Origin of the sequence: Rhodococcus gordoniae (assembly GCF_001646655.1) — a bacterium.
Lineage (GTDB): Bacteria > Actinomycetota > Actinomycetes > Mycobacteriales > Mycobacteriaceae > Rhodococcus > Rhodococcus gordoniae.
On record NZ_LPZN01000035.1, the window covers coordinates 65,787 to 89,511 of the forward strand.

General features: G+C 69.4%; 26 protein-coding genes. 8 read left to right on the top strand and 18 right to left on the bottom strand.

All coding sequences use genetic code 11. The annotated features are described in order from the left end of the window. Positions 1–41: 41 nt before the first annotated feature. Positions 42–1,271 carry a GNAT family N-acetyltransferase gene (locus A8G18_RS14455; RefSeq protein ID WP_064064420.1) on the bottom strand — a complete coding sequence of 410 codons (1,230 nt, stop codon included), beginning with the start codon at positions 1,269–1,271 and terminating at the stop codon, positions 42–44. Positions 1,272–1,358: 87 nt separating this feature from the next. Between A8G18_RS14455 and A8G18_RS14460 the strand changes: the two genes are divergently transcribed. Beyond that, positions 1,359–1,799 (top strand): protein-tyrosine phosphatase family protein, encoded by a 441-nt coding sequence (locus A8G18_RS14460; RefSeq protein WP_024103447.1) that lies wholly within the window; start codon positions 1,359–1,361, stop codon positions 1,797–1,799. Between the two features lie 4 nt (positions 1,800–1,803). Here A8G18_RS14460 and A8G18_RS14465 read toward each other — a convergent pair whose 3' ends face one another. The 3 genes from A8G18_RS14465 to A8G18_RS14475 all read right to left on the bottom strand — a co-directional run bounded on the left by A8G18_RS14465 (position 1,804) and on the right by A8G18_RS14475 (position 4,321). Continuing rightward, positions 1,804–2,682, bottom strand: a complete 879-nt coding sequence (locus A8G18_RS14465) for a hypothetical protein (RefSeq protein WP_060651692.1) — start codon at positions 2,680–2,682, stop codon at positions 1,804–1,806. A gap of 72 nt (positions 2,683–2,754) precedes the next feature. Then, on the bottom strand, positions 2,755–3,240 hold the full coding sequence (locus A8G18_RS14470) for a YflT domain-containing protein (RefSeq protein ID WP_006554299.1): 486 nt from the start codon (positions 3,238–3,240) through the stop codon (positions 2,755–2,757). Positions 3,241–3,361: 121 nt separating this feature from the next. Further along, positions 3,362–4,321, bottom strand: coding sequence for an HpcH/HpaI aldolase/citrate lyase family protein (locus tag A8G18_RS14475; RefSeq protein WP_064064421.1), 960 nt, complete (start codon positions 4,319–4,321; stop codon positions 3,362–3,364). A 58-nt stretch (positions 4,322–4,379) separates the two neighbouring features. On the opposite strand from A8G18_RS14475, the gene A8G18_RS14480 reads away from it, so the two are divergent. From A8G18_RS14480 to A8G18_RS14500, 5 genes are all read left to right on the top strand, one after another. Beyond that, positions 4,380–5,654 (top strand): magnesium transporter MgtE N-terminal domain-containing protein, encoded by a 1,275-nt coding sequence (locus tag A8G18_RS14480; RefSeq protein ID WP_064064422.1) that lies wholly within the window; start codon positions 4,380–4,382, stop codon positions 5,652–5,654. After that, positions 5,647–6,168: a DUF1003 domain-containing protein gene (locus tag A8G18_RS14485; RefSeq protein ID WP_024103444.1), complete on the top strand. Its 522-nt coding sequence runs from the start codon at positions 5,647–5,649 to the stop codon at positions 6,166–6,168. Before A8G18_RS14480 ends, A8G18_RS14485 begins: the two co-directional genes overlap by 8 nt. A gap of 104 nt (positions 6,169–6,272) precedes the next feature. Further along, complete coding sequence (locus A8G18_RS14490) at positions 6,273–7,241, top strand: lysozyme family protein (protein ID WP_064064423.1); 969 nt, start codon at positions 6,273–6,275, stop codon at positions 7,239–7,241. A gap of 222 nt (positions 7,242–7,463) precedes the next feature. Beyond that, on the top strand, positions 7,464–8,330 hold the full coding sequence (locus tag A8G18_RS14495) for a lytic transglycosylase domain-containing protein (protein ID WP_064064424.1): 867 nt from the start codon (positions 7,464–7,466) through the stop codon (positions 8,328–8,330). Between the two features lie 63 nt (positions 8,331–8,393). Further along, on the top strand, positions 8,394–9,527 hold the full coding sequence (locus A8G18_RS14500) for an Mrp/NBP35 family ATP-binding protein (protein WP_064064446.1): 1,134 nt from the start codon (positions 8,394–8,396) through the stop codon (positions 9,525–9,527). Between the two features lie 64 nt (positions 9,528–9,591). On the opposite strand, the gene tatB is transcribed toward A8G18_RS14500, so the two are convergent. The 4 genes from tatB to sigE all read right to left on the bottom strand — a co-directional run bounded on the left by tatB (position 9,592) and on the right by sigE (position 12,751). Further along, positions 9,592–9,996: a Sec-independent protein translocase protein TatB gene (gene tatB, locus A8G18_RS14505; protein WP_060651697.1), complete on the bottom strand. Its 405-nt coding sequence runs from the start codon at positions 9,994–9,996 to the stop codon at positions 9,592–9,594. Positions 9,997–10,088: 92 nt separating this feature from the next. Continuing rightward, complete coding sequence (locus tag A8G18_RS14510; protein WP_115311556.1) at positions 10,089–11,684, bottom strand: S1C family serine protease; 1,596 nt, start codon at positions 11,682–11,684, stop codon at positions 10,089–10,091. A gap of 82 nt (positions 11,685–11,766) precedes the next feature. Further along, positions 11,767–12,099 (bottom strand): anti-sigma factor family protein, encoded by a 333-nt coding sequence (locus tag A8G18_RS14515; RefSeq protein ID WP_016932070.1) that lies wholly within the window; start codon positions 12,097–12,099, stop codon positions 11,767–11,769. 16 nt (positions 12,100–12,115) lie between these two features. Continuing rightward, positions 12,116–12,751, bottom strand: coding sequence for an RNA polymerase sigma factor SigE (gene sigE / locus A8G18_RS14520; protein WP_026002829.1), 636 nt, complete (start codon positions 12,749–12,751; stop codon positions 12,116–12,118). 315 nt (positions 12,752–13,066) lie between these two features. On the opposite strand from sigE, the gene A8G18_RS14525 reads away from it, so the two are divergent. After that, positions 13,067–13,702: an O-methyltransferase gene (locus A8G18_RS14525; protein ID WP_026002828.1), complete on the top strand. Its 636-nt coding sequence runs from the start codon at positions 13,067–13,069 to the stop codon at positions 13,700–13,702. A 70-nt stretch (positions 13,703–13,772) separates the two neighbouring features. Here the strand turns inward: A8G18_RS14525 and glgC are convergent, their stop codons facing one another. Beyond that, positions 13,773–14,987 (bottom strand): glucose-1-phosphate adenylyltransferase, encoded by a 1,215-nt coding sequence (gene glgC, locus A8G18_RS14530; protein ID WP_084421817.1) that lies wholly within the window; start codon positions 14,985–14,987, stop codon positions 13,773–13,775. Between the two features lie 114 nt (positions 14,988–15,101). On the opposite strand from glgC, the gene glgA reads away from it, so the two are divergent. Then, entirely contained in the window at positions 15,102–16,274 is a 1,173-nt protein-coding gene (gene glgA, locus A8G18_RS14535) for a glycogen synthase (RefSeq protein ID WP_064064426.1), read from the top strand. Here glgA and A8G18_RS14540 read toward each other — a convergent pair. The 9 genes from A8G18_RS14540 to A8G18_RS14575 form a co-directional block, all read right to left on the bottom strand. Beyond that, the gene (locus A8G18_RS14540; protein ID WP_064064427.1) at positions 16,261–17,127 is read right to left on the bottom strand and encodes a putative RNA methyltransferase; all 867 of its coding nucleotides are present in this window, start codon (positions 17,125–17,127) and stop codon (positions 16,261–16,263) included. The two genes, glgA and A8G18_RS14540, sit on opposite strands and share 14 nt — an antisense overlap. A gap of 84 nt (positions 17,128–17,211) precedes the next feature. Next, positions 17,212–17,379: a DUF3117 domain-containing protein gene (locus A8G18_RS22230; RefSeq protein WP_006554284.1), complete on the bottom strand. Its 168-nt coding sequence runs from the start codon at positions 17,377–17,379 to the stop codon at positions 17,212–17,214. Positions 17,380–17,476: 97 nt separating this feature from the next. After that, positions 17,477–18,127: a DNA-3-methyladenine glycosylase I gene (locus A8G18_RS14545; RefSeq protein ID WP_425337702.1), complete on the bottom strand. Its 651-nt coding sequence runs from the start codon at positions 18,125–18,127 to the stop codon at positions 17,477–17,479. Further along, positions 18,124–18,561: a DivIVA domain-containing protein gene (locus A8G18_RS14550; RefSeq protein ID WP_064064428.1), complete on the bottom strand. Its 438-nt coding sequence runs from the start codon at positions 18,559–18,561 to the stop codon at positions 18,124–18,126. Before A8G18_RS14550 ends, A8G18_RS14545 begins: the two co-directional genes overlap by 4 nt. Positions 18,562–18,613: 52 nt before the next feature. Beyond that, positions 18,614–19,531, bottom strand: coding sequence for a glucosyl-3-phosphoglycerate synthase (locus A8G18_RS14555; RefSeq protein ID WP_064064429.1), 918 nt, complete (start codon positions 19,529–19,531; stop codon positions 18,614–18,616). After that, on the bottom strand, positions 19,528–20,448 hold the full coding sequence (gene folP, locus A8G18_RS14560) for a dihydropteroate synthase (RefSeq protein ID WP_064064430.1): 921 nt from the start codon (positions 20,446–20,448) through the stop codon (positions 19,528–19,530). Before folP ends, A8G18_RS14555 begins: the two co-directional genes overlap by 4 nt. An 18-nt stretch (positions 20,449–20,466) precedes the next feature. Beyond that, a complete protein-coding gene (locus tag A8G18_RS14565; protein WP_084421819.1) occupies positions 20,467–22,254 on the bottom strand; it encodes a long-chain-acyl-CoA synthetase in 1,788 nt (595 codons plus the stop codon). 112 nt (positions 22,255–22,366) lie between these two features. Continuing rightward, positions 22,367–22,927 (bottom strand): LOG family protein, encoded by a 561-nt coding sequence (locus A8G18_RS14570; protein ID WP_064064432.1) that lies wholly within the window; start codon positions 22,925–22,927, stop codon positions 22,367–22,369. After that, positions 22,921–23,721, bottom strand: coding sequence for an LOG family protein (locus A8G18_RS14575; protein ID WP_064064449.1), 801 nt, complete (start codon positions 23,719–23,721; stop codon positions 22,921–22,923). Before A8G18_RS14575 ends, A8G18_RS14570 begins: the two co-directional genes overlap by 7 nt. Positions 23,722–23,725 lie beyond the last annotated feature (4 nt).

Here is a 23,725-nt window from a genome sequence, read left to right on the forward strand (position 1 = left end):
GCGGGGCGTACTGCCGGAGCGATTTCGACGCGCCGGAGCGATCAGAAGGACGTGCCCGCGAAGGGCGCGTTCGGCCAGGAGAACAGCAGGTCGGCGGTGTCGACGGCCTCGGGCCGCCGCACCCGGACACGCCCTGCGGCGGCCATCCGACTCCAGCCGGGCCGGCCGAGGAGGAGCGCACCGAGGTCGGCGATGTCCACCGCGAGATCGGCCGGTCCGGTGGTACGCACCGCGCCGCCGGCGGAGATCTCGACGACGCCGGCATTGTCGGTGAGCACGGGATCGGACACCTCGACGGTCACCGACCCCGAGCCCCGGTAGCTCCGCGCCGACAGCGCCCGATCGAGGTCGAGGATGCGCAACCACGTCTCGTCCGAGACCGAACGGAACTGCACCGCACGCGCGTCGCCGAGGACGAGCGGCATCGGATCGTCCTGCGGAAGAGCCATGAACCGCAGCGTGTCGACCAGATCGAGGCCGAGCAGGAAACGGAGCAGACCGGCATACGCCTCGGGTGACGGGGCGAAGAAGTCGTCGACCACGACAGTGCGGTTGCGGCTGGTGAACCACGCCTGCGTGTCGACGGGGTGGTACCGGACGAAGCCGTCCTCCTGCCCCGGTTCGCCGTGCACCGCCACGTACATCGGGTCGGTGAGCGAGTCGGCCCGCCATCGGCGCGAGTTCCACCAGTACTCCGACCGATCGATCATGCCGGGGCGCGGCGGCAGATGACGGGAATGGATCTGCGCCAGCACGTCCCACGCATCGGGATAGGTCAGCAGACGCACCGCTCCGGCCTCGGGCACGTCGGGACGCAGTGCGGCACCACGCACGTCGACGTCGACGGACACCGAGGTCGAGGCGACGCCGTAGCCGAACCGGCCGTAGATGGTCGCTTCGGAGGCACGCAGCGTCGCGAGGATCTCACCGCGGTCGCGCGCGTCGCTCAGCTGCCGGTGCACGAGTCCGGAGATCACGCCGCGACGCGTATGGGTGGGCAGCACACCGATGTGGGTGACCGCCGCGTGCGGCACCCGGGCGCCGCCGGGCAGGGTGAGATTTCCGCTCGTGGCGTCGACTGTCCCGACGAGCATGCCGTCGAGGAAGGCACCCCACGTGCGGCCGGCCTCGAGATAGCGGCTCACCGTCCCGTCGGGAACCTCGGGCCACGAGGGCAGACCCACCATCGCCGTGCGGAACAGCGCAGACGCCTCCCGCAGTTCGGCTTCCGACTCCAGAACTCTGATCTCCGGTTCCGTTCGCTCACCCATGGAACGACACTATCGACCGCGAACTTGCACCGCGGGTGAACGGCCGTGACGTTCGGTACACCGGCTCCGGGCGGGTAGGTTTCCAGCGTGCGACGCGAGTGGGATCCAGCAGACACCGGGGTGCTGCAGCTGCCCTCCGGCCGACTCGTGCGGGGACGCGGGATGCGCAGACCGGTGTTCGACGAGCCGTTTCCCGACTTCGGGGTGTATCTCCTCGGCCGCCCCCCGGCAGCACCGTTCGAGTGGGAGTCGCGGTGGATCCACTGGCCCGACTTCCGCACGCCGCGCGACCCGGAAGACGCTCTCGCCATTCTGTACGAGGCGTGGATCCGCGCAGGGAGGCAGCGGGTGGAGATCGCGTGCGGGCGTGGACGCGGCCGCACCGGCACCGCACTGGCGTGCCTCGCCGTCCTCGACGGGCTCTCCCCGGAGGAGGCGGTCGACTTCGTTCGGCGGCACTACCATCCGCGCGCGGTCGAGACGCCCTGGCAGCGCAAATTCGTCGCGCACGCGAAGGCGCACACCTGACAGCTCAGTTCTTCGTCCGGGCGAGGTTGGCCTCGGCGGCCGAGACGGCACGTTCGGCGGCGACCACCCGCTTCTTCGCCTCGGCGGCGGCGCGGCGCGCGAAGGTGCGTTGCTGCTCGGCGTGTTCGAGCTTCGCCCGGAGCTCGGCGACCTCGTCTTCGTGACGGTCCAGCTCCTGCTCTGCCGCCGACGCGGCTTCGCGCGCTTCCTCGGCCGCGCTGTGCGCCGAGTCGAGAGCGGCAGCGGCCTCGTCGATCTCCGCCTCGCGAGCCGCCTGCTCAGCCTTCTCGCGCTCGGTGGGTTCGCGCTCGCCCTTGCTCTTGCGTGCAGGCTTGCCCGCTGCCGTCCGGTCGTCCTCGTCGTCCTCCTCCGACCCTCCGCGGACGACGGTGAGCGGCATCGCCGACAGGTCGCCGAAACCGTCGGACTCGACGATCGCGTCGAGTCGGCCCTGCCGGACCTGCTCCCCGATGTCGGGATCCGACAACGCGGCGTTGAGGGTGCGCCCCACCTCGCGCAGTGCGCTCTCCGAGACGGTGCGGCCGCGGTCGGCGGCGAGCCGACCCGCGTCGCGCTCGAGCGCGGCGACCACCCGGCGACGCTGCTCCGACAGTTTCCGCATCTCGCTGCCGGACAGTCGTCGTTGCGCGGTGCGCAGGGCGGATCCGATGTCGAGCAGCGCCGCGAGTTCGTCGGCCCGTTCGCGGGCGAGCAGGTTGACCATCCAGGCCGCAACCGTCGGTTTGCGCAGTCTGCCGATGGCCGCCGTCAGCTCGCGGTCGCCCGCTTCGCGTGCCTGCGCCGCGAATTCGGAGCGGGCCGCCACGAAGTCTCCTGGGTCGAGGCCGTAGAGGGCATCGGCCACCGAATCGAGGTCGGGCATGGGATCGACAGTAGTGGCGCGAGGCCGATCACGACGAGTGCCGTTCTCGGCGAACGCGCGACCGCGCGACGATCAGATGGCGAGCTTGGCGAGGATGTCGCGCGCCTTCTCGGCGGTGGGCGGCTGGCACAGCACGTCGTAGCGGCCGGCGACGAGCTGCATGGTGGACGAGAAGTCGCGCTGACCGCGGGTCGCGGCGTACGGGATGCTCGCCGAGATGAGGCCGAAGATGATGCCGCCGACGAGGCCGACGAGCAGCGGGCCGAGGAAGTCCGTGGAGAAGATGCCGAGCAGCAGACCGAAGAACACGCCGAGCCATGCACCCGAGACGATGCCACCGCCGATCACCTTCGGCCACGTGAGCCGACCGGTGACCCGCTCGACCTGCATGAGATCGACACCGACGATGGTGACGTCCTCGACGGAGAAGTTCTGATCGGCCAGGTGGTCGACCGCCCGTTGCGCCTCGGCGTAGGTCGGGTACGAACCGACGGGCCAGCCCGTGGGAGGTGTCGGCAGACCGGGTACCTGGCGACCGGGTCCGAGGGGATTCGTCATGTCGTTTCGGCTCCTTCGCGATGCACGCCGACGGTCGCGGCGCCGGTCTCCATTCTGCCTCGACGGGGACCGGCACGCCGCGATGGTTCGCCCGATATGTTCTTTTTCCTGGTCGTTCCCGTCAGGAGGCCGGCGGCTCGAACTTCTGGGTGCGCTGCAACCCGGCGGCGCGACCCTTCGCGGAGATCACGAGAGCCATCTTCCGGCTCGCCTCGTCGATCATCTCGTCACCGAGCATCGCGGCACCGCGGGCGCCGCCCTCGGCCGAGGTGTGCCACTCGTAGGCGTCGAGGATCATCTCGGCCTTGTCGTAATCCTCCTGCCGGGGGCTGAAGACCTCGTTGGCCGCGTCGATCTGGCTCGGGTGCAGCACCCACTTGCCGTCGAAGCCCAGGGCGGCGGTGCGCTGCGCCGACCGGCGGAAGGCGTCGACGTCGCGGATCTGGAGGTAGGGACCGTCGATGGCCTGCAGCCCGTGCGCACGCGCGGCCATGAGGATCGTCATGAGGATGTGGTGGTAGGCGTCGCCGACGTCGTAACCTTCGGGCTGCTCACCGACGACGAGCGTGCGCATATTGATGCTCGCCATGAAGTCTGCGGGACCGAACACGAGCGTCTGCACGCGCGGGCTCGCCGTCGCGATCTCGTCGATGTTGGTCAGCCCGATGGCGTTCTCGATCTGCGGTTCGATACCGATCCGTCCCACCTCGAGACCGTGGGCCTTCTCGACCTGCGTGAGGAGCAGGTCGAGCGCCTTCACGTGGCTCGCGTCGGACACCTTCGGCAGCAGGATCGCGTCGAGATTCGCGCCGGCACCACCGACGACCGTCGCGACGTCGAGATAGGTCGCATCCGTGGTCCAGTCGTTGACGCGCACGACCTTGATCTGGTCGCCCCAGCCGTCCTCGTTCAGAGCTTCGACGATGGTGCTGCGGGCCTGCTCCTTCGCCAGCGGCGACACGGCATCCTCGAGATCGAGGAAGATCTCGTCGGCGGGAAGGCCCTTGGCCTTGTCGATCATCTTCCGGCTGCTGCCGGGAACCGCGAGTACCGACCTCCGGGGCCTGAACGAAAACGACATGACCTGACCAGACCTCCGAGTTCCGGGAACAGCGTGGGCACGCTCTAGCCTGGCAATCATGGCAGCAGTGAGCAAGGTCTTCGTCGCGCGGCTGGCCGGACTGGTCGTTCTCGGCCCCGACGGCGAGTCCATCGGCCGCGTCCGCGATGTCGTGCTGACCATACGAGTGGGGCGTCAGCCTCCTCGTGCGCTGGGGCTCGTCGTCGAACTGCCCACCCGCAAGCGGATCTTCGTCCCGATGCTGCGCGTGACCGCGATCGAACCCGGTGCGGTCACCCTCGTCACCGGCAACGTCAGTCTGCGCCGGTTCACACAACGGCCCTCGGAGGTGCTCGCCCTCGGTCAGGTCCTCGATTCGCGTGTGCGCGTCGACGACCCGGAGCTGCCGGACCTGATGGGTGTCGACGCCGTCGTGGTGGATCTGGGGCTCGAGCTCATGCGCACCCGCGACTGGGTGGTCGCCCGGGTCGCGGTGCGTCGCCATCGCGGCCGGCTCGCGCGCCGCTCCCCCATCCATATCGTGGAATGGCCGCACGTGCACGGACTCACCCAGCAGGCACTGTCGCTGCCCGGACAGGGTGTCGCGCAGTTGCTCCTGCAGTTCGAGGACATGCGCCCGCCGGACGTCGCGAACGCCCTGCGCGACCTGCCGATCAAGAGACGCACCGAGGTCGCCGCGGCGCTCGACGACGAACGCCTCGCCGACATCGTGCAGGAGCTGCCCTCCGACGACCAGACCGACCTGCTCACCCAGCTCGGTCTCGACCGGGCGGTCGCGGTGCTCGAGGCGATGGATCCCGACGACGTCGCCGACCTCCTCGGTGAACTGCCCGCGACGGACGCCGAGTCGTTCCTGCAACGCATGGACCCCGAGGACTCCGAGCCGGTGCGCCGCCTGCTCGAGCACTCCCCCGACACCGCCGGTGGTCTGATGACCCCCGAGCCGGTCGTGCTGACGCCGGCGACCACGGTGGCCGAAGCGCTCGCCCGCGCCCGCAATCCGGATCTGAGTCCGGCCCTGGCATCGATGGTCTTCGTCGTGCGGCCGCCCACCGCGACGCCCACCGGCAAATACCTCGGCTGTGTCCATCTGCAACGATTGCTCCGGGAACCGCCTGCGAGCCTGGTGGGAGGGGTCGTCGACGACGACCTGCCGCGCCTGGCCCCCGACGACGCCCTGACCACCGTCACCCGGTACTTCGCGACGTACAACCTGGTCTGCGGTCCGGTGGTGGACGACGAGGGGCACCTGCTCGGCGCGGTGAGCGTCGACGACGTGCTCGACCATCTGCTGCCGGAGGACTGGCGCGAGGAGGACATCGAGGATGAGTGACCGCAGCACGCAGGGCCGCTCGCGCCTCGAGACTCCACAGGCGTCGAGGTTCCGCTTCAACTTCGACGCCGAGGCGGTGGGCCGGGTCAGCGAGTCGATCGCCCGGTTCCTCGGAACGGGCCGTTATCTCGCCATCCAGACGATCGTCGTCATCGTGTGGATCGCCCTCAACATCGCCGCGGTCGGACTGCAGTGGGATCCCTATCCCTTCATCCTTCTCAACCTGGCCTTCTCGACGCAGGCCGCCTATGCGGCGCCGTTGATCCTGCTGGCGCAGAACCGGCAGGAGAACCGCGACCGCGTGTCGCTCGAGGAGGACCGCGCCCGCGCCGAGCAGACCAAGGCCGACACCGAGTTCCTGGCACGCGAACTCGCGGCCCTGCGACTCGCGGTGGGCGAGGTCGCGACCCGCGACTATCTGCGTCGCGAACTCGACGATCTGCGCGCCCTGCTGATCGACGACGAGAACGAGGACGACGCCGGCACTCCGCGCACCCGCGGGCCCCGTCGCTGAGGGACCCCGTCCTGTTGTCCGGCACGCCCGGTTGCACACAACCCGGCATCCTTCTGTAACCTTCGTCACAGCAGTCGGACGGACGACCGGAGGAGGGTGATCGCGTGCGGTGGAAGGTCGCGCTGGCGATGCCGGTGATCGTCGCTGCCGGACTCGCGGCGACAGCGTCGTCGGCGACGGTGGTGGCGGAGACGACGTCCGCCGCGACCGAGCCGAGCGCCGCTCCGGCGGTGGGCGTGCTCCCCGGCGAGGTGCGCGATGCGCAACCGCTGCGCAGCCCGAGCGACCCGCTCGCCCAGCTTCCGCCCGACGCCCCGGCCGCGGCAGGAGGTGCGGCGGTCCTCGGCGACGGGCCGCTCGCGATCCCCGAACTTGTCTTCTACGCCTACCGCGCTGCCGAGATGCAGCTGGCCATCGACTCCCCCGAGTGCGGCCTGCCGTGGAATCTGCTCGCGGCAGTCGGGCGCCTGAGCTCCGGACACGCCGACGGGGGACGCACCGACATCCTGGGCACGCTGACCACGCCGGTCGTCACCCCGGAGGGGCTGCTCGGGCCGATGCGCCTGGCCCCCGCGGCGTGGGAGCAGTACTCGGCCGACGGCAACGCGGACGGCACCGCCGATCCGCAGAACATCTTCGACGCGACCCTGGCCGCCGGCGCCCGGATGTGCGCGGAGGGCGGGAACCTGCGCGAGCCCGACGGTGAGGCGCGGGCGGTGGCGTCGGTCGATCCGTCACCGGACTATCTGGCGAACGTCCGGCACTGGTCCGGTGCGTATTCGAAGGCCGCCGAGGTGGCTCCCGCCGATCTCGCCCCGATCCCGGCGCGGCCGATTCCGAACGCCGCGGATGTCGCGGCCCCTGCGCCGGCTCCGGCGGTCACCGCGCCGGCTCCGGAGGCGACACCTCAGCCGGCCGACCCGCCGGGGCCGGAGGCGCCCGCCGACCTTCCTGCCCAGCAAGCGCCCGCCGACACTCCGGCCCAGCAGGCACCCGAACAGAACATCCCGGCCCCGCCACCGATGCCGGAGTTGCCCGAACTCCCCTGCCTGGTGCCCGCCTTCTGCGAATAACTCCCGGCACACACGCGAGATGACGACACGCGCGACACGCGTGTCGTCATCTTTTTCTTTCACCCCATCCGACCCACCGGACCAGCACGGATGGGCCACAGCAGCATGCATGCACCCCCGTTACATCACGTTTGAGTAACGGAAGAGCATCGAATGCTGTAGCCTCGGCCCGGCACGTAACGAAGGTGTCTCGTTCCGAGGCACCCGAGGGAGGGTTATCCATTGGGCCGCCACGCCAAACCGTCGGATTCGAAGCTTCGGCGAAATTCCGTCATCGCGATGACCGGACTCGTTCCGGTCGGACTGGTCGCCGCAGCCGCGACCACCGCGGGTGCGTCGCCGCGAGCGCTGATGGGTGCAGCTCACCACGAGACCGAGCCGACGGCGTCGTCGACCGACTCGGCCGACCTCGCCGCCGTGGTTCCCGAAGCGGTCGCCGTCGTGCAGACGATCATGCTCGAGCCCGAACCGGCACCCGTGCGCACCTTCAAGGCCGCCCCCCAGCCGGAACCCGAGCCCGAGGTCCTCCAGGAGGGCCCGCTCGGCATCCCCGGGATCAACTACGCCGCCTACCGCAACGCCGAGCGCGTCCTCGCCGAGGAGAATCCCGCCTGCGGCATGCACTGGACGCTCCTCGCCGGCATCGGCCGCGTCGAGTCCGGACACGCCAACGGTGGTCGCGCCGACGACAAGGGCAACCTGCTCGAGCCCGTCATCGGACTGCCGCTCAACGGCAGCCTGCCCGGCCAGGCCGTCATCCACGACACCGACGGCGGCGCCCTCGACGGCGACACCGTCTACGACCGCGCGGTCGGGCCGATGCAGTTCATCCCCACCACGTGGAACCAGTACGCGGGCGACGGCAACGGCGACGGGGTCTCCGATCCCCAGAACCTGTACGACTCGACGCTCACCACCGCGAAGTACCTGTGCGACGGTGGCCTCGACATGCGCAACCTCGCGCACTCGACGAAGGCGATCCACCGCTACAACAACTCGATGGCCTACGTGGCGAACGTGCTCGCCTGGTCGACGGCCTACTCCACCGGCATCGACCCGAGCCCCGCGGATCTCCCCCGTATCCACTGAGGCCCGGAGGCGGTCGTCGACCCGTATCCGGTGGCGAGCGGCGTGCCGCCTACCATGGGCGTCATGGCAGTCAGTGAGTCCGACGTCCGCAGTGCGCTCGCACGGGTCCAGGACCCGGAGATCCGCAAGCCCATCACCGATCTCGGAATGGTCAAGAGCATCGAGATCGGCGCCGACAGCAGCGTCGATGTGGCGATCTATCTGACCACGGCCGGGTGCCCCATGCGCACCGAGATCTCGGAGCGCGTCACCAAGGCCGTCGCCGACGTCGCCGGGGTGGGCGAGGTCCGGGTGACCCTCGACGTGATGAGCGACGAGCAGCGCACCGAGCTCCGCAAGTCGCTGCGCGGCGATTCCACCGAGCCCGTCATCCCGTTCGCCCAGCCCGGGTCGCTCACGCGCGTCTACGCGGTGGCCTCCGGCAAGGGTGGTGTCGGCAAGTCGTCGGTCACCGTCAACCTCGCCGCGGCGATGGCCTCGCGCGGCCTGTCGGTGGGTGTGCTCGACGCCGACATCTACGGTCACTCGATCCCCCGCATGCTCGGCACGTCCGCCAAGCCCACGCAGGTCGAGCGGATGATCATCCCTCCGATCGCGCACGACGTGAAGATGATCTCCATCGCCCAGTTCACCGAGGGCAACACCCCGGTGGTGTGGCGTGGCCCGATGCTGCACCGCGCGCTGCAGCAGTTCCTCGCCGATGTCTTCTGGGGCGACCTCGACGTCCTGCTCCTCGACCTGCCGCCCGGCACGGGTGACGTCGCCATCTCCGTCGCGCAGCTGATCCCGAACGCCGAGATCCTCGTCGTGACGACGCCGCAGCAGGCCGCCGCCGAGGTCGCCGAGCGTGCCGGTTCGATCGCGCTGCAGACGCGTCAGCGCATCGCCGGCGTGGTGGAGAACATGTCGTGGCTCGAGCTGCCCGACGGCACCCGCATGGACGTCTTCGGCAGCGGTGGCGGTCAGGCCGTCGCCGAGCGGCTCACCCGCGCGGTGGGTGCGACGGTGCCGCTGCTCGGTCAGATCCCGCTCGACCCGGCCGTGCGCGAAGCCGGCGACTCCGGTACTCCGATCGTTCTCGCGGCGCCCGACTCGGCGCCCGCGGTGGCGCTCAAGGAGGTCTCCGACAAGTTGGCGGTGCGCAAGCGCGGACTGGCCGGCATGTCGCTGGGAATCGACACCACGCGTCACCTGTAAGAGCCCGATATCGATCGAGCCCCCGCCGTGCTTTCACGGCGGGGGCTCGATCGTAGGAAATCTGTCAGGTGGCGTCGGGATCGATCGGCGGCTTCTCGTCCGGGGCGAGCGGCTTCGACAGGTTCGGCCGGGCCGCGCCGTTGGTGGGCGTTCCCGGAGCCGCCGAGGACGGCTTGTCGAAATTGCCGGTAAGGATCGAGTCGTCGCCGTCGAGCAGATGCTTGGTGATCACGGCCCGCGGTGTCATGCCGCGCAGCTGGTTCAGCTCGGACAGCGGTTGCCTCAGGTCGTCGAACTCCGGTCCGAGTTCCTGCTTGAGCTGGTCGCGCGCTCCCGTGGCGTAGTCGCGTACCTGACGCAGCGACTTGGCCACCCACGAGACGGCGCCTGGCAGGCGCTCCGGGCCGAGAACCACGAGGGCCGCCACGATGAGTACCAGGAACTCGCCCCAACCGATGTTGCCGAACACGCATCCAGGGTACGTGGTCTCGTCCGGATCGCAGCACCTACGGGGAAGGTCACATCACGCGGCTGGGACGTTCTGTCCGAGACAGGGGCCGCTCAGTCGGAGACGGGGGTGACCTCGACGTCGACGAGGCGACCGTTGCGCACGAGCTGGACGGTGATCGGTTCGTCGATCTCCTGCTGCTGGACCGCCACGACGAGTTCGTCGGCGCTGGTGACCTCGCGGTCGCCGACCTTGACGATGACGTCGCCCTCGACGATGCCGGCGCGCTGGGCCGGGCTGTCCTGACGGACGTTGGCGACCTCCGCGCCGCTCGCGACGTCGTTGACCACCGAGCGTGCGTTCACGCCGATGTCCGGGTGCCGCATCTCGCCGGTGCGGATCAGCTCCTGCGCCACCTCGGTGACGTCGTCGATGGGGATCGCGAAGCCCAGACCCACCGAACCGCCGGTCTCGGACTTGATCGCGGAGTTGATGCCGATCACGCGACCCTCCATGTCGATGAGGGGGCCGCCGGAGTTGCCGGGGTTGATCGAGGCGTCGGTCTGGACGGCGTCGATCACCGCGTCGGTGTCGGTGCCCTGCCCGCTGAGCCGCATGGGCCGGTGCAGCGCACTGACGATGCCGCGGGTGACGGTCTTGCTCAGGCCGAGCGGTGACCCGACCGCGACGACGTCCTCGCCTACCTGGACGTCCTCGGAGCGGCCCAGTTCGGCGACGACCAGGTTGTCGACGTTCTCGACGGCGAGCACCGCGAGGTCGGTCTTGATGTCGCGTCCGACTATCGATGCGGGCACCTTCGTGCCGTCATCGAAGGTGACCTGCACCTTCGCGTCGGGGTTGCCGGCGGCCATCGAGATGACGTGGTTGTTGGTGACGATGTAGCCGGCGCCGTCGATCACCACGCCGGATCCGGTGCCGGCGTCGCCGCCGACGGTGGTCTGGATGGAGACGACCGCGGGCAGCACGGTGTCGGCGACACGCGCGACCGCGCCGGTGGGCAGTTCCTCGTCGGAGCCCGACTGGCTCAGCGTCACTCCGCGACTGGTCAGCGAGCCGTTGTCGGCGGTCGCGAGGGCGACGACGAGTCCGCCGACCATGCCGATGACGACGGCCACCGCAGCCAGTGTCGCGAGAGCACGGGGTTGGACACGGCGGTCGAACAACACCTCGCGCAGGGTGAGTCCGGGCGCCGGAGGAAGCTCCTGCTCCTCGGTCTCCCCGGCCATGGGCGGACCGAGCCGCACCGCGGAGTCGGGGTCGCGCCAGGGATCGACCTCTGCCTCGTCCTCGGCCGCGCCCGCCGGTTCCGACGGGGGACGCTGGAGTGTCTCGTCGGCGTCGGACGGCCGTCCGTAGGCCTCGGCGAGGATCGCGTCCGTCGGAGGCGCCTGATGGACGCGCGGGTCGACGACGCGAGGATGAGCCGAGGAGTCGAACGATCCGTCGGCGCCGTCCGGGCGTCCGAAGACACGTGCCGATGCGGGATCGACGGCCGGGCGGTAGACGGGCCGGGGGTCGAGGCGAGGCGCGTCGGCAGGACGGGGGATCGCGCCGTCCGGCAGGTCGGACCCGGCCGACGAGGCGTTGCCGGACGAGCCTCTCCCCGACGAGGCATGGGGCAGCTCGTCGCCACGACGAGGGCCGTCGCCGGCCGGTCGTTCGGTGTGCTGCGCAGATTCGGCCGTCACGCGTGCCCGTCTCCCCCGTATAGGTCCGTCACGCAGCCCAGTATCACCGATGGCATCGGATCACCTGTTACCGACCGTCCGGTCACCGGCGCCGGAGAATCGACCACCGGCGCGCGGCGAACCGGTCGTCCGCCTGCGGATGCGGGGACGGATCGCACAGGTGTGAAGGAATGCTGCTCAGCGTTCCCAGGAGCGAACTCGGCATACGGGGTACGTGATCGGCGGCGGACCGGAGTGCGTGGCGGGCCTGCTGCTGGGCTTCGACCTCGGCGGCGCACTCGGGACACATCGACAGGTGCTGGGCGGCCCGCATGTAGGCCGCCATGCGCAGTTCGCCGTCGACGAATGCGGCAACTGCCTCGCTGGCGAGATGTTCCGTGGAGCCGAACCTGCGAGGTGGTTGCACCATCGTCATCACTACCTCCCGGCGGCTACCCCGCATCGACGCGACCGTTTTCGGCCTTTCCGTGCTCGCGCAGGTACTCGCGGAGTGCCTGGCGGCCTCGGTGGATACGACTTCGTACCGTACCGAGTTTCACCCCCAGTGTGGCACCGATCTCCTCGTAGGACAGACCTTCGATGTCACAGAGCACCACCGCGGCACGGTACTCGGGTCCGAGCGAGTCCAGTGCGGACTGCAGATCGGCGCCGAGACGCGCGTCGTGATAGATCTCCTCGGGGTTCGGCCCTGCGGCCGGTACCCGATCGTAGTCGTCCGGGAGCGCTTCCATCCGGATGCGGTTCCGGCGGCGCACCATGTCCAGGAAGAGATTCGTGGTGATGCGGTGCAACCAGCCCTCGAACGTGCCGGGCTGGTAGTTCTGCAACGATCGGAAGACGCGGATGAAGGTCTCCTGCGTGAGATCCTCGGCGTCCTGGGCATTACCGGAAAGACGGTAGGCGAGGCGGTAGACACGGTCGCCGTGCTCACGAACGAGCTCGTCCCACGACGGCATGGCCGTGCGATCCCCGGTGGCATCGAACGCCGCGGTGCCGCTCAGGTCCGCCTCGAAGGCAGCGTCGAGCGCCGAGGCGTCGTACTCGGGAACGGTGTGGGATCGGGTCATGTGGATCGCTGGATCCTCCTCGTCGGGACCGCGGACGGACACGGGCTTCGGGGCCTGCAACACTCGATCTGCGCGGGATATTCCTCGAGGGAACGTCCCCCGCGGCGGTGTGTCCTCGAAGTCGTGAACCGGAGCGATCGTCTGGTTCGTCGATCGTCAGTCTTCCTCGCGGCGATGTGGTCGCCGTATGAGTAGCCTGAAACGTCCCTGAGAAAACCGCCCCGGGCGTGATCCCCCTCGGAATCACACAACTCACGGCACCATTCCGTGCGCGCCTGCCTGCGCGAGCGAATCGCCGAGGATAGCCTCGGTGAGGTGCAGACCAACGCCGATCGCATTCTGACCCACGCCGAGAACATCGTCGTCGAGGACGAGGAACTCGCCGCGGCGCGTGACCGTGCCGAAGATCTGGGTGCCGACCCGGTCTCCCCCTCCGTCGGAGCCGCCCTTGCGATGTTCGCCCGCATGCTCGACGCCAGGACTGTAGTGGAGATCGGCACCGGTGCGGGTGTGAGCGGGCTGTGGTTGCTGCACGGTCTCCGTGAGGACGGCGTGCTCACCACGATCGACAGCGAACCGGAACATCAACGCGCGGCGAAGATCGCCTTCCGTGAAGCCGGCATCGTGGCGTCGCGCACCCGGCTCATCAACGGCCGGGCGCTGGACGTGCTGCCGCGACTCGCCGACTCCGGCTACGACATGGTCTTCGTCGACGCGACCCCCGCCGACCATCCGCACTTCGTGCGCGAAGGGGTGCGCCTGCTCCGGCCGGGCGGGGTGATCGTGCTGCACAACGCCCTGCTCGACGGGCGGGTCGCCGACCCGGCCGCGCGCGACGCGACGGTGCTCGCGGTGCGGGAGGCCACCCGTGCGGTGTCCGACGACGAGCGTCTCGCACCGGTGGTCCTGCCGCTCGGCGACGGGCTCCTCTGCGCGGTGCGCCTCAGCTGATCTGCGCGGTGCGCCTCAGCTGATCTGCGCGGGTGCGCCCGGGCCGAGAACGTCCCCGGCGAGCGGGCGCTCAGATCCAGATGCCCTTGCCGATGGCGACGACACCACCGTTGCTGACCGCGAACCGCTGCCGGTCGCGCTCGAGGTCCACGCCGATGATCTCACCGTCGCCGACGACGACGTTCTTGTCGAGGATCGCTCGGCGCACCACCGCGCCCTTGCCGATGCGCACACCGGGCATGAGCACGCTGCCCTCGACGGTCGCTCCGTCGTCGACCATGACGGTCGAGCTGAGCACCGAGTTGCGGACCGTGGCGGCCGACAGGATGCTGCCGGCACCGACGATCGATTCCTGCGCCAGACCGCCCTGCACGAACTTCGCGGGCGGAAGGTTCTCGGCCGCCCCACGGATCGGCCACCTCCGGTTGTAGAGGTTGAAGATCGGGTGGACCGACACGAGGTCCATGTGGGCGTCGTAGAAGGCGTCGAGCGTGCCGACGTCGCGCCAGTAGGCACGGTCGCGTTCGGTCGCGCCGGGGACCACGTTGTCGTTGAAATCGTAGACGTGGGCCTCACCCTGCTCGACGAGCGCGGGAATGATGTCGCCGCCCATGTCGTGGTCGGAGTCGGGATTCTCCGAGTCGGCGCGCAGCGCCTCGACGAGGACCTTCGTGGTGAAGACGTAGTTGCCCATCGACGCGAACGTGACGTTGGGGTCGTCGGGCGTCCCGGGCGGGTGCGCGGGCTTCTCGAGGAACTGGGTGATCCTGCCGCTCTCGTCGCTGTCGATGCATCCGAACGCGAACGCCTCGCTGCGCGGCACGCGGATACCGGCGACGGTGACGCCGGCTCCCGACTCGATGTGCTGACGCACCATCTGCTCGGGATCCATCCGGTAGACGTGGTCGGCACCGAAGACCACGATGTACTCGGGATCCTCGTCGTAGACCAGGTTGAGCGACTGCAGGATCGCGTCGGCGCTGCCGGTGTACCAGCGTGGACCGAGACGCTGCTGGGCCGGCACCGGGGTGATGTACTCACCCGTGAAGCCCGACAGGCGCCAGGTCTGCGAGATGTGCCGGTCCAGGGAGTGCGACTTGTACTGCGTGAGAACGCAGATGCGCAGATAGCCGGCGTTCACGAGATTGCTGAGCACGAAGTCGATGAGGCGGTACGCGCCCCCGAACGGCACTGCTGGCTTGGCTCTGTCCGCGGTCAGCGGATACAGACGTTTGCCCTCGCCGCCGGCGAGAACGATTCCAAGCACATGGGGCTGGCTCCTCACACGCTTCAACCTATCCCCCGACCCAGGCCGCCGCCAGCGAAGCGGGATCTCGGCGTCGGATCACACAGTCCGGGCCGGGTGGCCGGAACCCGCGCCGCCCGCTAGTTTGAGGCGGTGAGGGTGGCAATGATGACGCGGGAATATCCGCCTGAGGTGTACGGCGGGGCCGGGGTCCACGTCACCGAACTCGTCGACCGACTGCGCCGACTGGTCGAGGTCGACGTGCACTGCACGGGCGCACCGCGCGACACCGCGTTCGTGCATTCCCCCGACCCGGCGCTCCGCGACGCCAATCCCGCTCTGACGACCCTGTCCGCCGGGTTGCGCATGGCGCATGCTGCCTCCGGCGTCGACGTGGTGCACTCCCACACCTGGTACACGGGCCTGGCCGGACATCTCGCCGCCGAACTCCACGACGTTCCGCACATCCTCACCGCGCACTCCCTCGAGCCGCGACGGCCGTGGAAGGCCGAGCAGCTCGGAGGCGGCTACCGCATCTCCTCCTGGTCCGAACGCAACGCCGTCCGGTACGCCGACGCCGTCATCGCCGTCAGCGACGGGATGCGCCTCGACGTGCTCGACGCGTACCCCTTCGTCGACCCCGCACGGGTCCACGTGGTGCGTAACGGGATCGACACCACCGTCTGGCATCCGGGTCCGGCCGCCCCCGGTCACGAATCCGCGGTCGCCCGGCTCGGTCTCGACCCGGACCGCCCGATCGCCGTGTTCGTCGGCCGCATCACCCGGCAGAAGGGCGTCGGGCATCTGATCGCCGCGGCACACCACCTCGATCCGGACATCCAGCTCGTCCTGTGCGCCGGCGCCCCCGACACCCCCGAGATCGCTGCGGAGACCGAACGCGCGGTGGCGGCCCTGCAGGACGCCCGCAACGGGGTGCACTGGGTACGCGAGATGCTGCCCACCGAGTCGGTCCGCGAACTGCTCTCGGCGGCGACCGTTTTCGTCTGCCCCTCGGTGTACGAACCGCTGGGAATCGTCAACCTCGAGGCCATGGCCTGCGAGACCGCCGTGGTCGCCTCCGATGTGGGCGGTATCCCGGAGGTCGTGCAGGACGGAGTCACCGGACGCCTGGTGCACTACGACGCCTTCGACACCGAGACCTACGAGCGCGCACTCGCCGCGGCCGTCGACGAGGTGGCGAGCGACCGCCATCGCGCCGCGGAATGGGGCCGGGCCGGTCGCAACCGCGCCGTCAGCGAATTCTCGTGGGCACAGATCGCCCGCCAGACCGTTGCCGTCTACCAGCAGGTGCTCACGGCGCGCTGAGTTCGCCGGCCGTGCCGATCCGTCGCCACGCGGTGACGGTGACCGACACCGTCACCGCGAACGGGTCGGGCAGCGAGGCCAGCAGCTGCTCGCGCCGCTCGGACGTGACGTGGTGCGCCGACGGGCCCATCCCCGCGACGAGACCGAGTACGTCGCGCGGGAGGGCGGCCGTGAAGCGCACGTCCGTTCGTCCCACCCGCTCGAAGTGTCCCGACAGCGCGGAGGACAGCCGTTCGGTCTTCTTGTCGTCCACGCTCACCATGCCGGGCAGCGCGACCAGCTCACGCAGATGCTCCGAGGTGGGCGTGGCGACGACGAGCGTCCCTCCGGGCTCGAGCACGCGGTGGCTCTCGGCCGCGTTGCGGGGCGCGAAGATCGACAGCACGTGTGTGAGCGAGGCCGACCGTACGGGCAGCCGCTGCCACGCGTCGGCCAGGATCGCACCGGCCCGCGGATGACTGCGGGCGATGCGTCGCACCGCGGGCTTGGAGACGTCGAGTCCGATGCCGCGCGCCGCCGGTATCGCGTCGAGCACGCTCGCGAGGTACCGACCTGTTCCGGCACCCACCTCGAGGATTGCCGCAACCGTGTCGTCCGTCGATTCGACGCACACGTCGGCCACCGCATCACGGATCGGGTCGTAGTGCCCGGCCCCGAGGAAATCGGCGCGGGCGGCGATCATCTCGGCGGTGTCGCCGGTGAAGGGTGTCGAACCCCCGGCGAGCAGCGACACGTAACCCTGGCGCGCGACGTCGAAGCTGTGCCCGCGATCGCACACCACGACGTTGTCGTCGAGGTCGAGCGCGGACTCGCAGTGTGGGCACGCGAGAAGGTCGATCACATCGGCGAGCATCGCGCCTCCGATCGTCTTCTCAGGACGACACCGGGCCCCGCGCGCCGAGGAGCGCGGGGCCCGGAGTGCCCTGAGAGGGGCCGATCAGCTGGTGACACTCTTGAGTTCGTCGCCGAGTGCCGCAGCCTCTTCCGGCGTGAGCTCGACGACCAGACGTCCGCCGCCCTCGAGTGGAACCCTCATGACGATTCCTCGTCCCTCTTTGGTTGCTTCGAGGGGACCGTCCCCGGTCCGGGGCTTCATGGCCGCCATCCTCTGCTCCCTCCAAATCTGCACCCGACCGCCGGGCGCGTGGGTTACCGTGTGGTTGCATCGCCGATCGCGGCGACGCGCACCCTCTCATTCTTCCCTATCCGGAATACGTGCGCGTAGCTGACTCCTGGGTAAGAGACCCTTCCGGGTTCTGCGGACCGAGTGACACCCAGCACGATTCCAGGTGATCGTCGACCATCCCGGTGGCCTGCATCAGCGCATATGCAGTGGTAGGGCCCACAAATCGAAAGCCGCGACGCTTCAGCTCACGGGCCATCGCCGTGGACTCCGGTGTCACCGCCGGAACCGACTCGATCGTGCGCAACCGTCGCGCGCGTCGCGGCGGTGCGAACGACCACAACAGGTCGTCGAGGGCGGTGGGTAATTCGAGCACGGCCCGCGCGTTGGCGATCACCGCCTCGATCTTGCGGCGGTTGCGCACGATGCCCGCGTCGGCGAGCAGTCGTTCGACGTCGACCTCCGTGAAACAGGCGACCGCATCGACGTCGAACCCCCGGAACGCCGCGCGGAAGGCCTCGCGCTTGCGCAGGATCGTCAGCCACGACAGGCCCGACTGGAACGCCTCGAGCGAGAGCCGCTCGAACATCTCGTCGCGCCCGTGCAGCGGCCGGCCCCACTCGCAATCGTGGTAGTCGCGGTAGAGCGACGAACCGGGACCGTCGACGGCCCACGGGCACCGCACGCGGTCGTCGGTGTCGATCACGGCCCCCTGCTCGTCGGGCCTCACCGTGACTCCCCCGGCGACTCCGACGACGCGCGTTCGGTGACGCTCTCCCCATCGACGTCTCCGGCCCCGGCCCCGGCGACATCCTCTGTCTCGACATCCTCTGCCTCGACGTCCTCCTCGGCGCCGTCGACCGACGACTCTCCCGCCGCACGCGCCTCCGCATCGGCGAGCCGGACCCGCAGATCGTCGACCTCGCGGGCGAGACGATCGAGCGCCCAGTCGACCTCGCTCATCTTGTAACCCCGCACGGTCTGCTGGAACCGCAGGTCGCGGATGTCGGTGCCGGTGACGTCGGTGGCGGGCAGCACCGTGACGGTGGTGCCCGGAGGCAGCGGTGCCAGCGTCTCGCCCCGGCCGAAGACGGCGCTCGCGACGAAGAACAGCACCGCGGCGACGCCCGCCATCACGAGCACGTACAGCAGAACCGTGAGCATGCTCCGATCTTGGCACGAGCGGCCGACACCGGCCGGGGTACCGGCCGTCGGTTCAGCCGGTGACCGTCACCATCGGGGGCCGGTCGGTGAGATCGACGATGGTCTCGAACGGCACGAACGCGTCGCCCTCCACCAGGAACTGGGTGAGCGGCGCACCCGAGTCGGCGATTCCGCACCGCGCGAGCATCGTGCCCACGATCTGCCGGCTCATCGCCCCGAGCTCGGACAGCGGGCGGTTGCGGTGCTTGCGGACTCCGAGATTGACCTGTGCGATCGCGTGGAGACCGAACCGGTCGTAGGTGTCGAGCAGCAACCCGATCTCCACTCCGTAACCGGGTGCGAACGGGACCGACTCGAGCAGTTCCCGCGTGCCGGCGTACTCACCGCCGAGCGGTTGCAGCACACAGGTCAGCTCCGGTCGCAGCGCCGCGAGCAACGGCCGTGCGACGAGTTCGGTGACCCGGCCACCGCCGTGTGCGTCCTCGCCTCCCCCTGTGCGCAACGGCCGCCGGTAGTAGCCCTTGACGAGGTGGACGCCGTCGCCGAGCAACAGCGGCCCGAGCAGTTTCGGCACGAAAGCCGGGTCGGGATCGATCAGATCGGAGTCGACGAAGGCAATGATGTCGCCGGAGGTCGCGGCAAGCGACCGCCACAGCACCTCGCCCTTGCCCGGGACGGGCTCGATGCCCGGTACCGCCTCCTCCCGGGACAGGACGCGGGCGCCCGCCGCCCGTGCCCGCGACGCGGTCTCGTCGGTGGAACCCGAATCGAGAACCACCAGTTCGTCCACGAGACCACCGAGCAGCGGGTGGATCGTGTCGATCACTCCCGCGACGGTGTCCTCCTCGTCGAGGGCGGGCAGCACCACGGTCACCGTGCGGCCCGCCTTGGCCTCGATCAGTTCATCGATCGCCCAGGTGGGCCGGTCCCAGCTGTTGGCCTCGCCCCACGTGCGTGCAGGTGCACTCATGCCAGCCCCCTCACCGTGCGCACCGGCGGACGCGTGCCCGCGATCGCCGCGACCATGTCGACCACCCGACGTGTGGCTGCCACCTCGTGTACCCGGAACATCCGTGCGCCGGCCGCTGCGGCCAAAGCTGTCGCTGCCAATGTGCCCTCCAACCGGTCTGCGAGTTCGACTCCCAGAGTCTCCCCCACGAAGTCCTTGTTGCTCAGCGCCATAAGCACAGGCCACCCGGTTTTTACAAGAACGTCCACGTGCCGCAACAGAGCGAGTCCGTGATGGGTGTTCTTTCCGAAATCGTGGGTCGGATCGATGAGGATCGAGTCGCTCGCCACGCCGGCGCGGGCGGCGGCATCCGCGGCCGCGGCGACCTCCGCCGCCACCTCGTCCACGACGTCGGCGTACCTCACGCGGTGCGGCCGGGTGCGCGGCACGGCACCACCGGTATGGGAGCAGACGATGCCGGCCCCGAGTTCGGCGGCGACCGCGACGAGCTCCGGATCGGCGCCCGCCCACGTGTCGTTGATCAGATCGGCACCCTCACCCAGGGCGCGACGCGCGACCTCGCTGCGCCAGGTGTCGACGCTGATGAGCACATCCGGGTACCGCTCACGGATCGCGGCGACGAACGGCACGACGCGCCGGATCTCCTCGTCGCTGTCGACGACCTCGCCCGGCCCGGCCTTCACCCCACCGATGTCCACGAGATCGGCACCCTCGGTTACCGCGCGGTCGACGGCTGCGAGCGCCGCGTCGTCCTCGAAGGTCGCTCCCCGGTCGTAGAACGAGTCGGGTGTGCGGTTGACGATCGCCATGACGAGCGCACGGTCGGTGGCGACCGGGCGCCCGCACAGGGTGGACGGTGCCGGACCGGGGCGGGTCACGGGGGTCTGCTCGTCGACATCGGTCGCGGGGCCGCTCATGATCCCATCCTGACATGCTCAGCGACCGGGCAATTCACCCTTCGCGACGCCGTCGACGAAGCCGTCGAAGATCGGCCGGTACCCCTCGCTGCGACTCGCGAGCACGTACACGGCGTCCTCACCGGTCTCGGTGTGGCCCTGTTTGCGCAGATCGACCTTCCGGCTCTTGAAGGTCGTCGTGTACTCGAGCTCGTCGACGACGCGGACGAAGAGCGGAACCGCGTAGTCCGGCAGCGCGTCGTGCAGTGACTTCGCAAGTGCCGCCCCATCGAGCTCGACACCCTCCTTCAAGGTGATCGCGGCCATCCCGGCGCGACCGTCGGCTCCCTCGACCTCCACGCCGTAGACGACGGCCTCGGCGACCGTCTCGTGCGACGACACCGCGGCCTCGACCTGCGTCGTCGCGACGTTCTCGCCCTTCCAGCGGAAGGTGTCGCCGAGCCGGTCCACGAAGGCGACGTGCATCCAGCCCTGGTTGCGGACGAGGTCGCCGGTGTCGAACCACACGTCACCGTCGGAGAACGCGTCGCGCAGCAGCTTCTTCTCGGTGGCTTCCGGATCGGTGTATCCGTCGAAGGGTGCGCGGGAGGTGACCTTCGCGAGCAGCAGCCCGACCTCGCCCTTGCCGACCTTCGTCAACCGGCCGTCGTCACCGCGCCGCGCCTGCCCTGAGTCCGGGTCGAACTCGACGACGGCGTACGGCAGCGGGCAGATTCCGGCGGTGCGCTTCTGGTCGAGCGCATTGATGAAGGCGATGTTGCACTCGCTGGCCCCGTAGAACTCTGCGATGCGGTCGATGCCGAAGCGTTCGGTGAACTCGTCCCACAGTTCGGCGCGCAGACCGTTGCCGACGGCCAGACGGATCCCGTGGTCCGCGTCGTCCTCCCGCTGCGGCTGGTTGAGCAGGTAGCGGCAGATCTCGCCGATGTAGATGAAGGCGGTGGCGCCGTTGCGCTCCGCGTCGTCCCAGAAGTTGGAGGCCGAGAACTTCCGGCCGAGCGCGAAACCGGCGCCGGCGGCGAGCACCGAGGACAACGCGACGGTGAGCGCGTTGTTGTGGTAGAGCGGCAGGCACGAGTACAGGACGTCGGTGCTGCGCAGGCGCACCCCGAGGCTGCCGAGTCCCGACATCGACTTCAACCACCGGAAGTGCGTCATGCGGCTGGCCTTCGGCAGGCCTGTCGTGCCGGAGGTGAAGATGTAGTAGGCGGTCTCGGAAGCCCGGAGATTCTCGGTGACTGCAGGATTCGACGCGTCGGCGTCGCGGGCGGCGGTGTCCAGTTCACCGAAGCGCAGCGCGGTGCGGGCCTGCGGTTCGCCCCCGAGGGAGTCGACGGCCTCCTCGCACTCCTCCCCGATCACCAGGACGGCGCTGTCGAGCAGCGACAGGCTGTGCTCGAGCACCTCGCCGCGCTGGTTGATGTTGAGCATCCCGGCGGCGGCGCCGAGTTTGACCGCGGCCAGCGCGACCAGCAGCGTCTCGGGCCGGTTTCCCATGAGGATGCCGACGACGTCGCCCTTGCCGACACCACGATCGGCGAGCACCGAGGCATACCGATTGACCTGCGCGTTGGCCTCGCCGTAGCCGATCGAATCGCCTTCGAACCGCAGGAAGGGCCGCTCGGGGTGGCGTTCGGCGAGTTTCTGGAAGACCGAGCCGATCGTCTCACGGGCGCTCGGCTTCCGGGTCATCCCGGCCGCTCCGCGCAACACGATGGGGAGATCGGTAGCCATCCGGGGCAGTTTCGAGACGAGTCCGGGCAGGGATACGACGGGGGCGTTGTCTCGATCGGATCGAGTGGTCACGACAGGTTTCCTCACGGCGGCGTCGGGGGCGGGTGGGTTCGCTCGGGCGACACCCACGGCGTTCCCCCGAACTTACCGAAGAGTAGATAGGCGCGCGGCGAAGTGGAACAACTCAGACCGCTGCGTACGGCGCTGCGCATCGGTCGAGCGCGTCGGCGAGGTCGGTGGTGACCCCGAGACCGTCGAGTGCGCGTCGCGCGACGAAGCCGGTGTCGACCATCGAACCGAGCCAGGTGAGCAGACCGTCGAAGTGCCCCACCGGATCGAACAGCACGACCGGCTTGTCGTGCATACCGAGATACCCCGCCGTCCACGTCTCGAACAGTTCCTCGAGGGTTCCGATGCCGCCGGGCAGGGTCAGGAAGGCGTCGGCGCGGTCCTCCATGATGCGTTTACGCTCGCGCATCGTCTCGGTGACGATCAGCTCGTCGGCCTCGACGTCCGCGACCTCGCGGTGCACGAGCGCCTTGGGGATCACGCCGATCGTGTGCGCCCCGGCCACGCGGGCCGCCTCGGCGACCGCGCCCATCATCGACACGTTGCCGCCGCCGGAGACCAGCTGCCAGCCCCGTCGGCCGATCTCGGTCCCCACCGCGGCCGCGAGTTCGAGGAACTGCGGGTCGACAGGTCCCGACGCGCAGTACACGCAGACCGACAACGGCTCGGTCACCATCCACTCTCCTGTCCGTGCAGTTCGTCCTCGTCCTCGCCGCGATGCGCTTCGCGGATGATGCTCACGGTCTCCTCGACGCTGTCGGTGACGAACAGCAGATCAAGATCACCCGCTGCGATCTTGCCGTCGCGGACCAGGGTCTCGCGCAGCCAGTCCACCAGGCCGCTCCAGTACTCCGAGCCGACCAGCACGATCGGGAACCGGGTGATCTTGTGGGTCTGCACGAGGGTCAGCGCCTCGAACAGTTCGTCGAGAGTGCCGAAACCCCCGGGCAGACACACGAACGCCTGCGAGTACTTCACGAACATCGTCTTGCGTGCGAAGAAGTACCGGAAGTTGAGCCCGAGATCGACCCATTCGTTGAGACTCTGCTCGAACGGCAGCTCGATACCGAGACCGATCGAGAATCCCCCGGCTTCGTTCGCGCCCCGGTTGGCCGCCTCCATCGCACCCGGTCCGCCACCGGTGACGACGGCGTACCCTGCGTCGACGAGCGCGGCCCCCAGCTTGCGGCCCATCTCGTATTCCGGATGGTCGGCAGGGGTACGCGCGGAACCGAAGACGGCCACGGCACGGGGCACCTCGGCGAGTGCGCCGAAACCCTCGACGAACTCGCTCTGGATCCGCAGGACACGCCACGGATCGGTGTGCACCCAGTCGGACGGACCCCGGCGATCGAGCAACCGCTGATCCATCGTGGTCGCCTCGCGGGCCCGCTCGCCGCGCAACTGCACAGGCCCCCGCTGCACGATCTCGCGACGGGAACCGCCTTCGAAAGAGTTGTCGCCGGACATGACG

What these genes read in the sequence shown, in the direction of transcription:
- A8G18_RS14555 (WP_064064429.1), bottom strand. Translation starts at nt 19,531, where the DNA reads ATGAGTGCACCTGCACGCACGTGGGGCGAGGCCAACAGCTGGGACCGG.
- A8G18_RS14500 (WP_064064446.1), top strand. Translation starts at nt 8,394, where the DNA reads ATGGCAGTCAGTGAGTCCGACGTCCGCAGTGCGCTCGCACGGGTCCAG.
- A8G18_RS14455 (WP_064064420.1), bottom strand. Translation starts at nt 1,271, where the DNA reads ATGGGTGAGCGAACGGAACCGGAGATCAGAGTTCTGGAGTCGGAAGCC.
- A8G18_RS14470 (WP_006554299.1), bottom strand. Translation starts at nt 3,240, where the DNA reads ATGACGAATCCCCTCGGACCCGGTCGCCAGGTACCCGGTCTGCCGACA.
- A8G18_RS14575 (WP_064064449.1), bottom strand. Translation starts at nt 23,721, where the DNA reads ATGTCCGGCGACAACTCTTTCGAAGGCGGTTCCCGTCGCGAGATCGTG.
- A8G18_RS14475 (WP_064064421.1), bottom strand. Translation starts at nt 4,321, where the DNA reads ATGTCGTTTTCGTTCAGGCCCCGGAGGTCGGTACTCGCGGTTCCCGGC.
- A8G18_RS14550 (WP_064064428.1), bottom strand. Translation starts at nt 18,561, where the DNA reads ATGCTCACGGTTCTGCTGTACGTGCTCGTGATGGCGGGCGTCGCCGCG.
- A8G18_RS14515 (WP_016932070.1), bottom strand. Translation starts at nt 12,099, where the DNA reads ATGACGATGGTGCAACCACCTCGCAGGTTCGGCTCCACGGAACATCTC.
- sigE (WP_026002829.1), bottom strand. Translation starts at nt 12,751, where the DNA reads ATGACCCGATCCCACACCGTTCCCGAGTACGACGCCTCGGCGCTCGAC.
- A8G18_RS22230 (WP_006554284.1), bottom strand. Translation starts at nt 17,379, where the DNA reads ATGGCGGCCATGAAGCCCCGGACCGGGGACGGTCCCCTCGAAGCAACC.
- A8G18_RS14465 (WP_060651692.1), bottom strand. Translation starts at nt 2,682, where the DNA reads ATGCCCGACCTCGATTCGGTGGCCGATGCCCTCTACGGCCTCGACCCA.
- folP (WP_064064430.1), bottom strand. Translation starts at nt 20,448, where the DNA reads ATGAGCGGCCCCGCGACCGATGTCGACGAGCAGACCCCCGTGACCCGC.
- A8G18_RS14570 (WP_064064432.1), bottom strand. Translation starts at nt 22,927, where the DNA reads ATGGTGACCGAGCCGTTGTCGGTCTGCGTGTACTGCGCGTCGGGACCT.
- A8G18_RS14485 (WP_024103444.1), top strand. Translation starts at nt 5,647, where the DNA reads ATGAGTGACCGCAGCACGCAGGGCCGCTCGCGCCTCGAGACTCCACAG.
- A8G18_RS14480 (WP_064064422.1), top strand. Translation starts at nt 4,380, where the DNA reads ATGGCAGCAGTGAGCAAGGTCTTCGTCGCGCGGCTGGCCGGACTGGTC.
- A8G18_RS14540 (WP_064064427.1), bottom strand. Translation starts at nt 17,127, where the DNA reads ATGCTCGCCGATGTGATCGACCTTCTCGCGTGCCCACACTGCGAGTCC.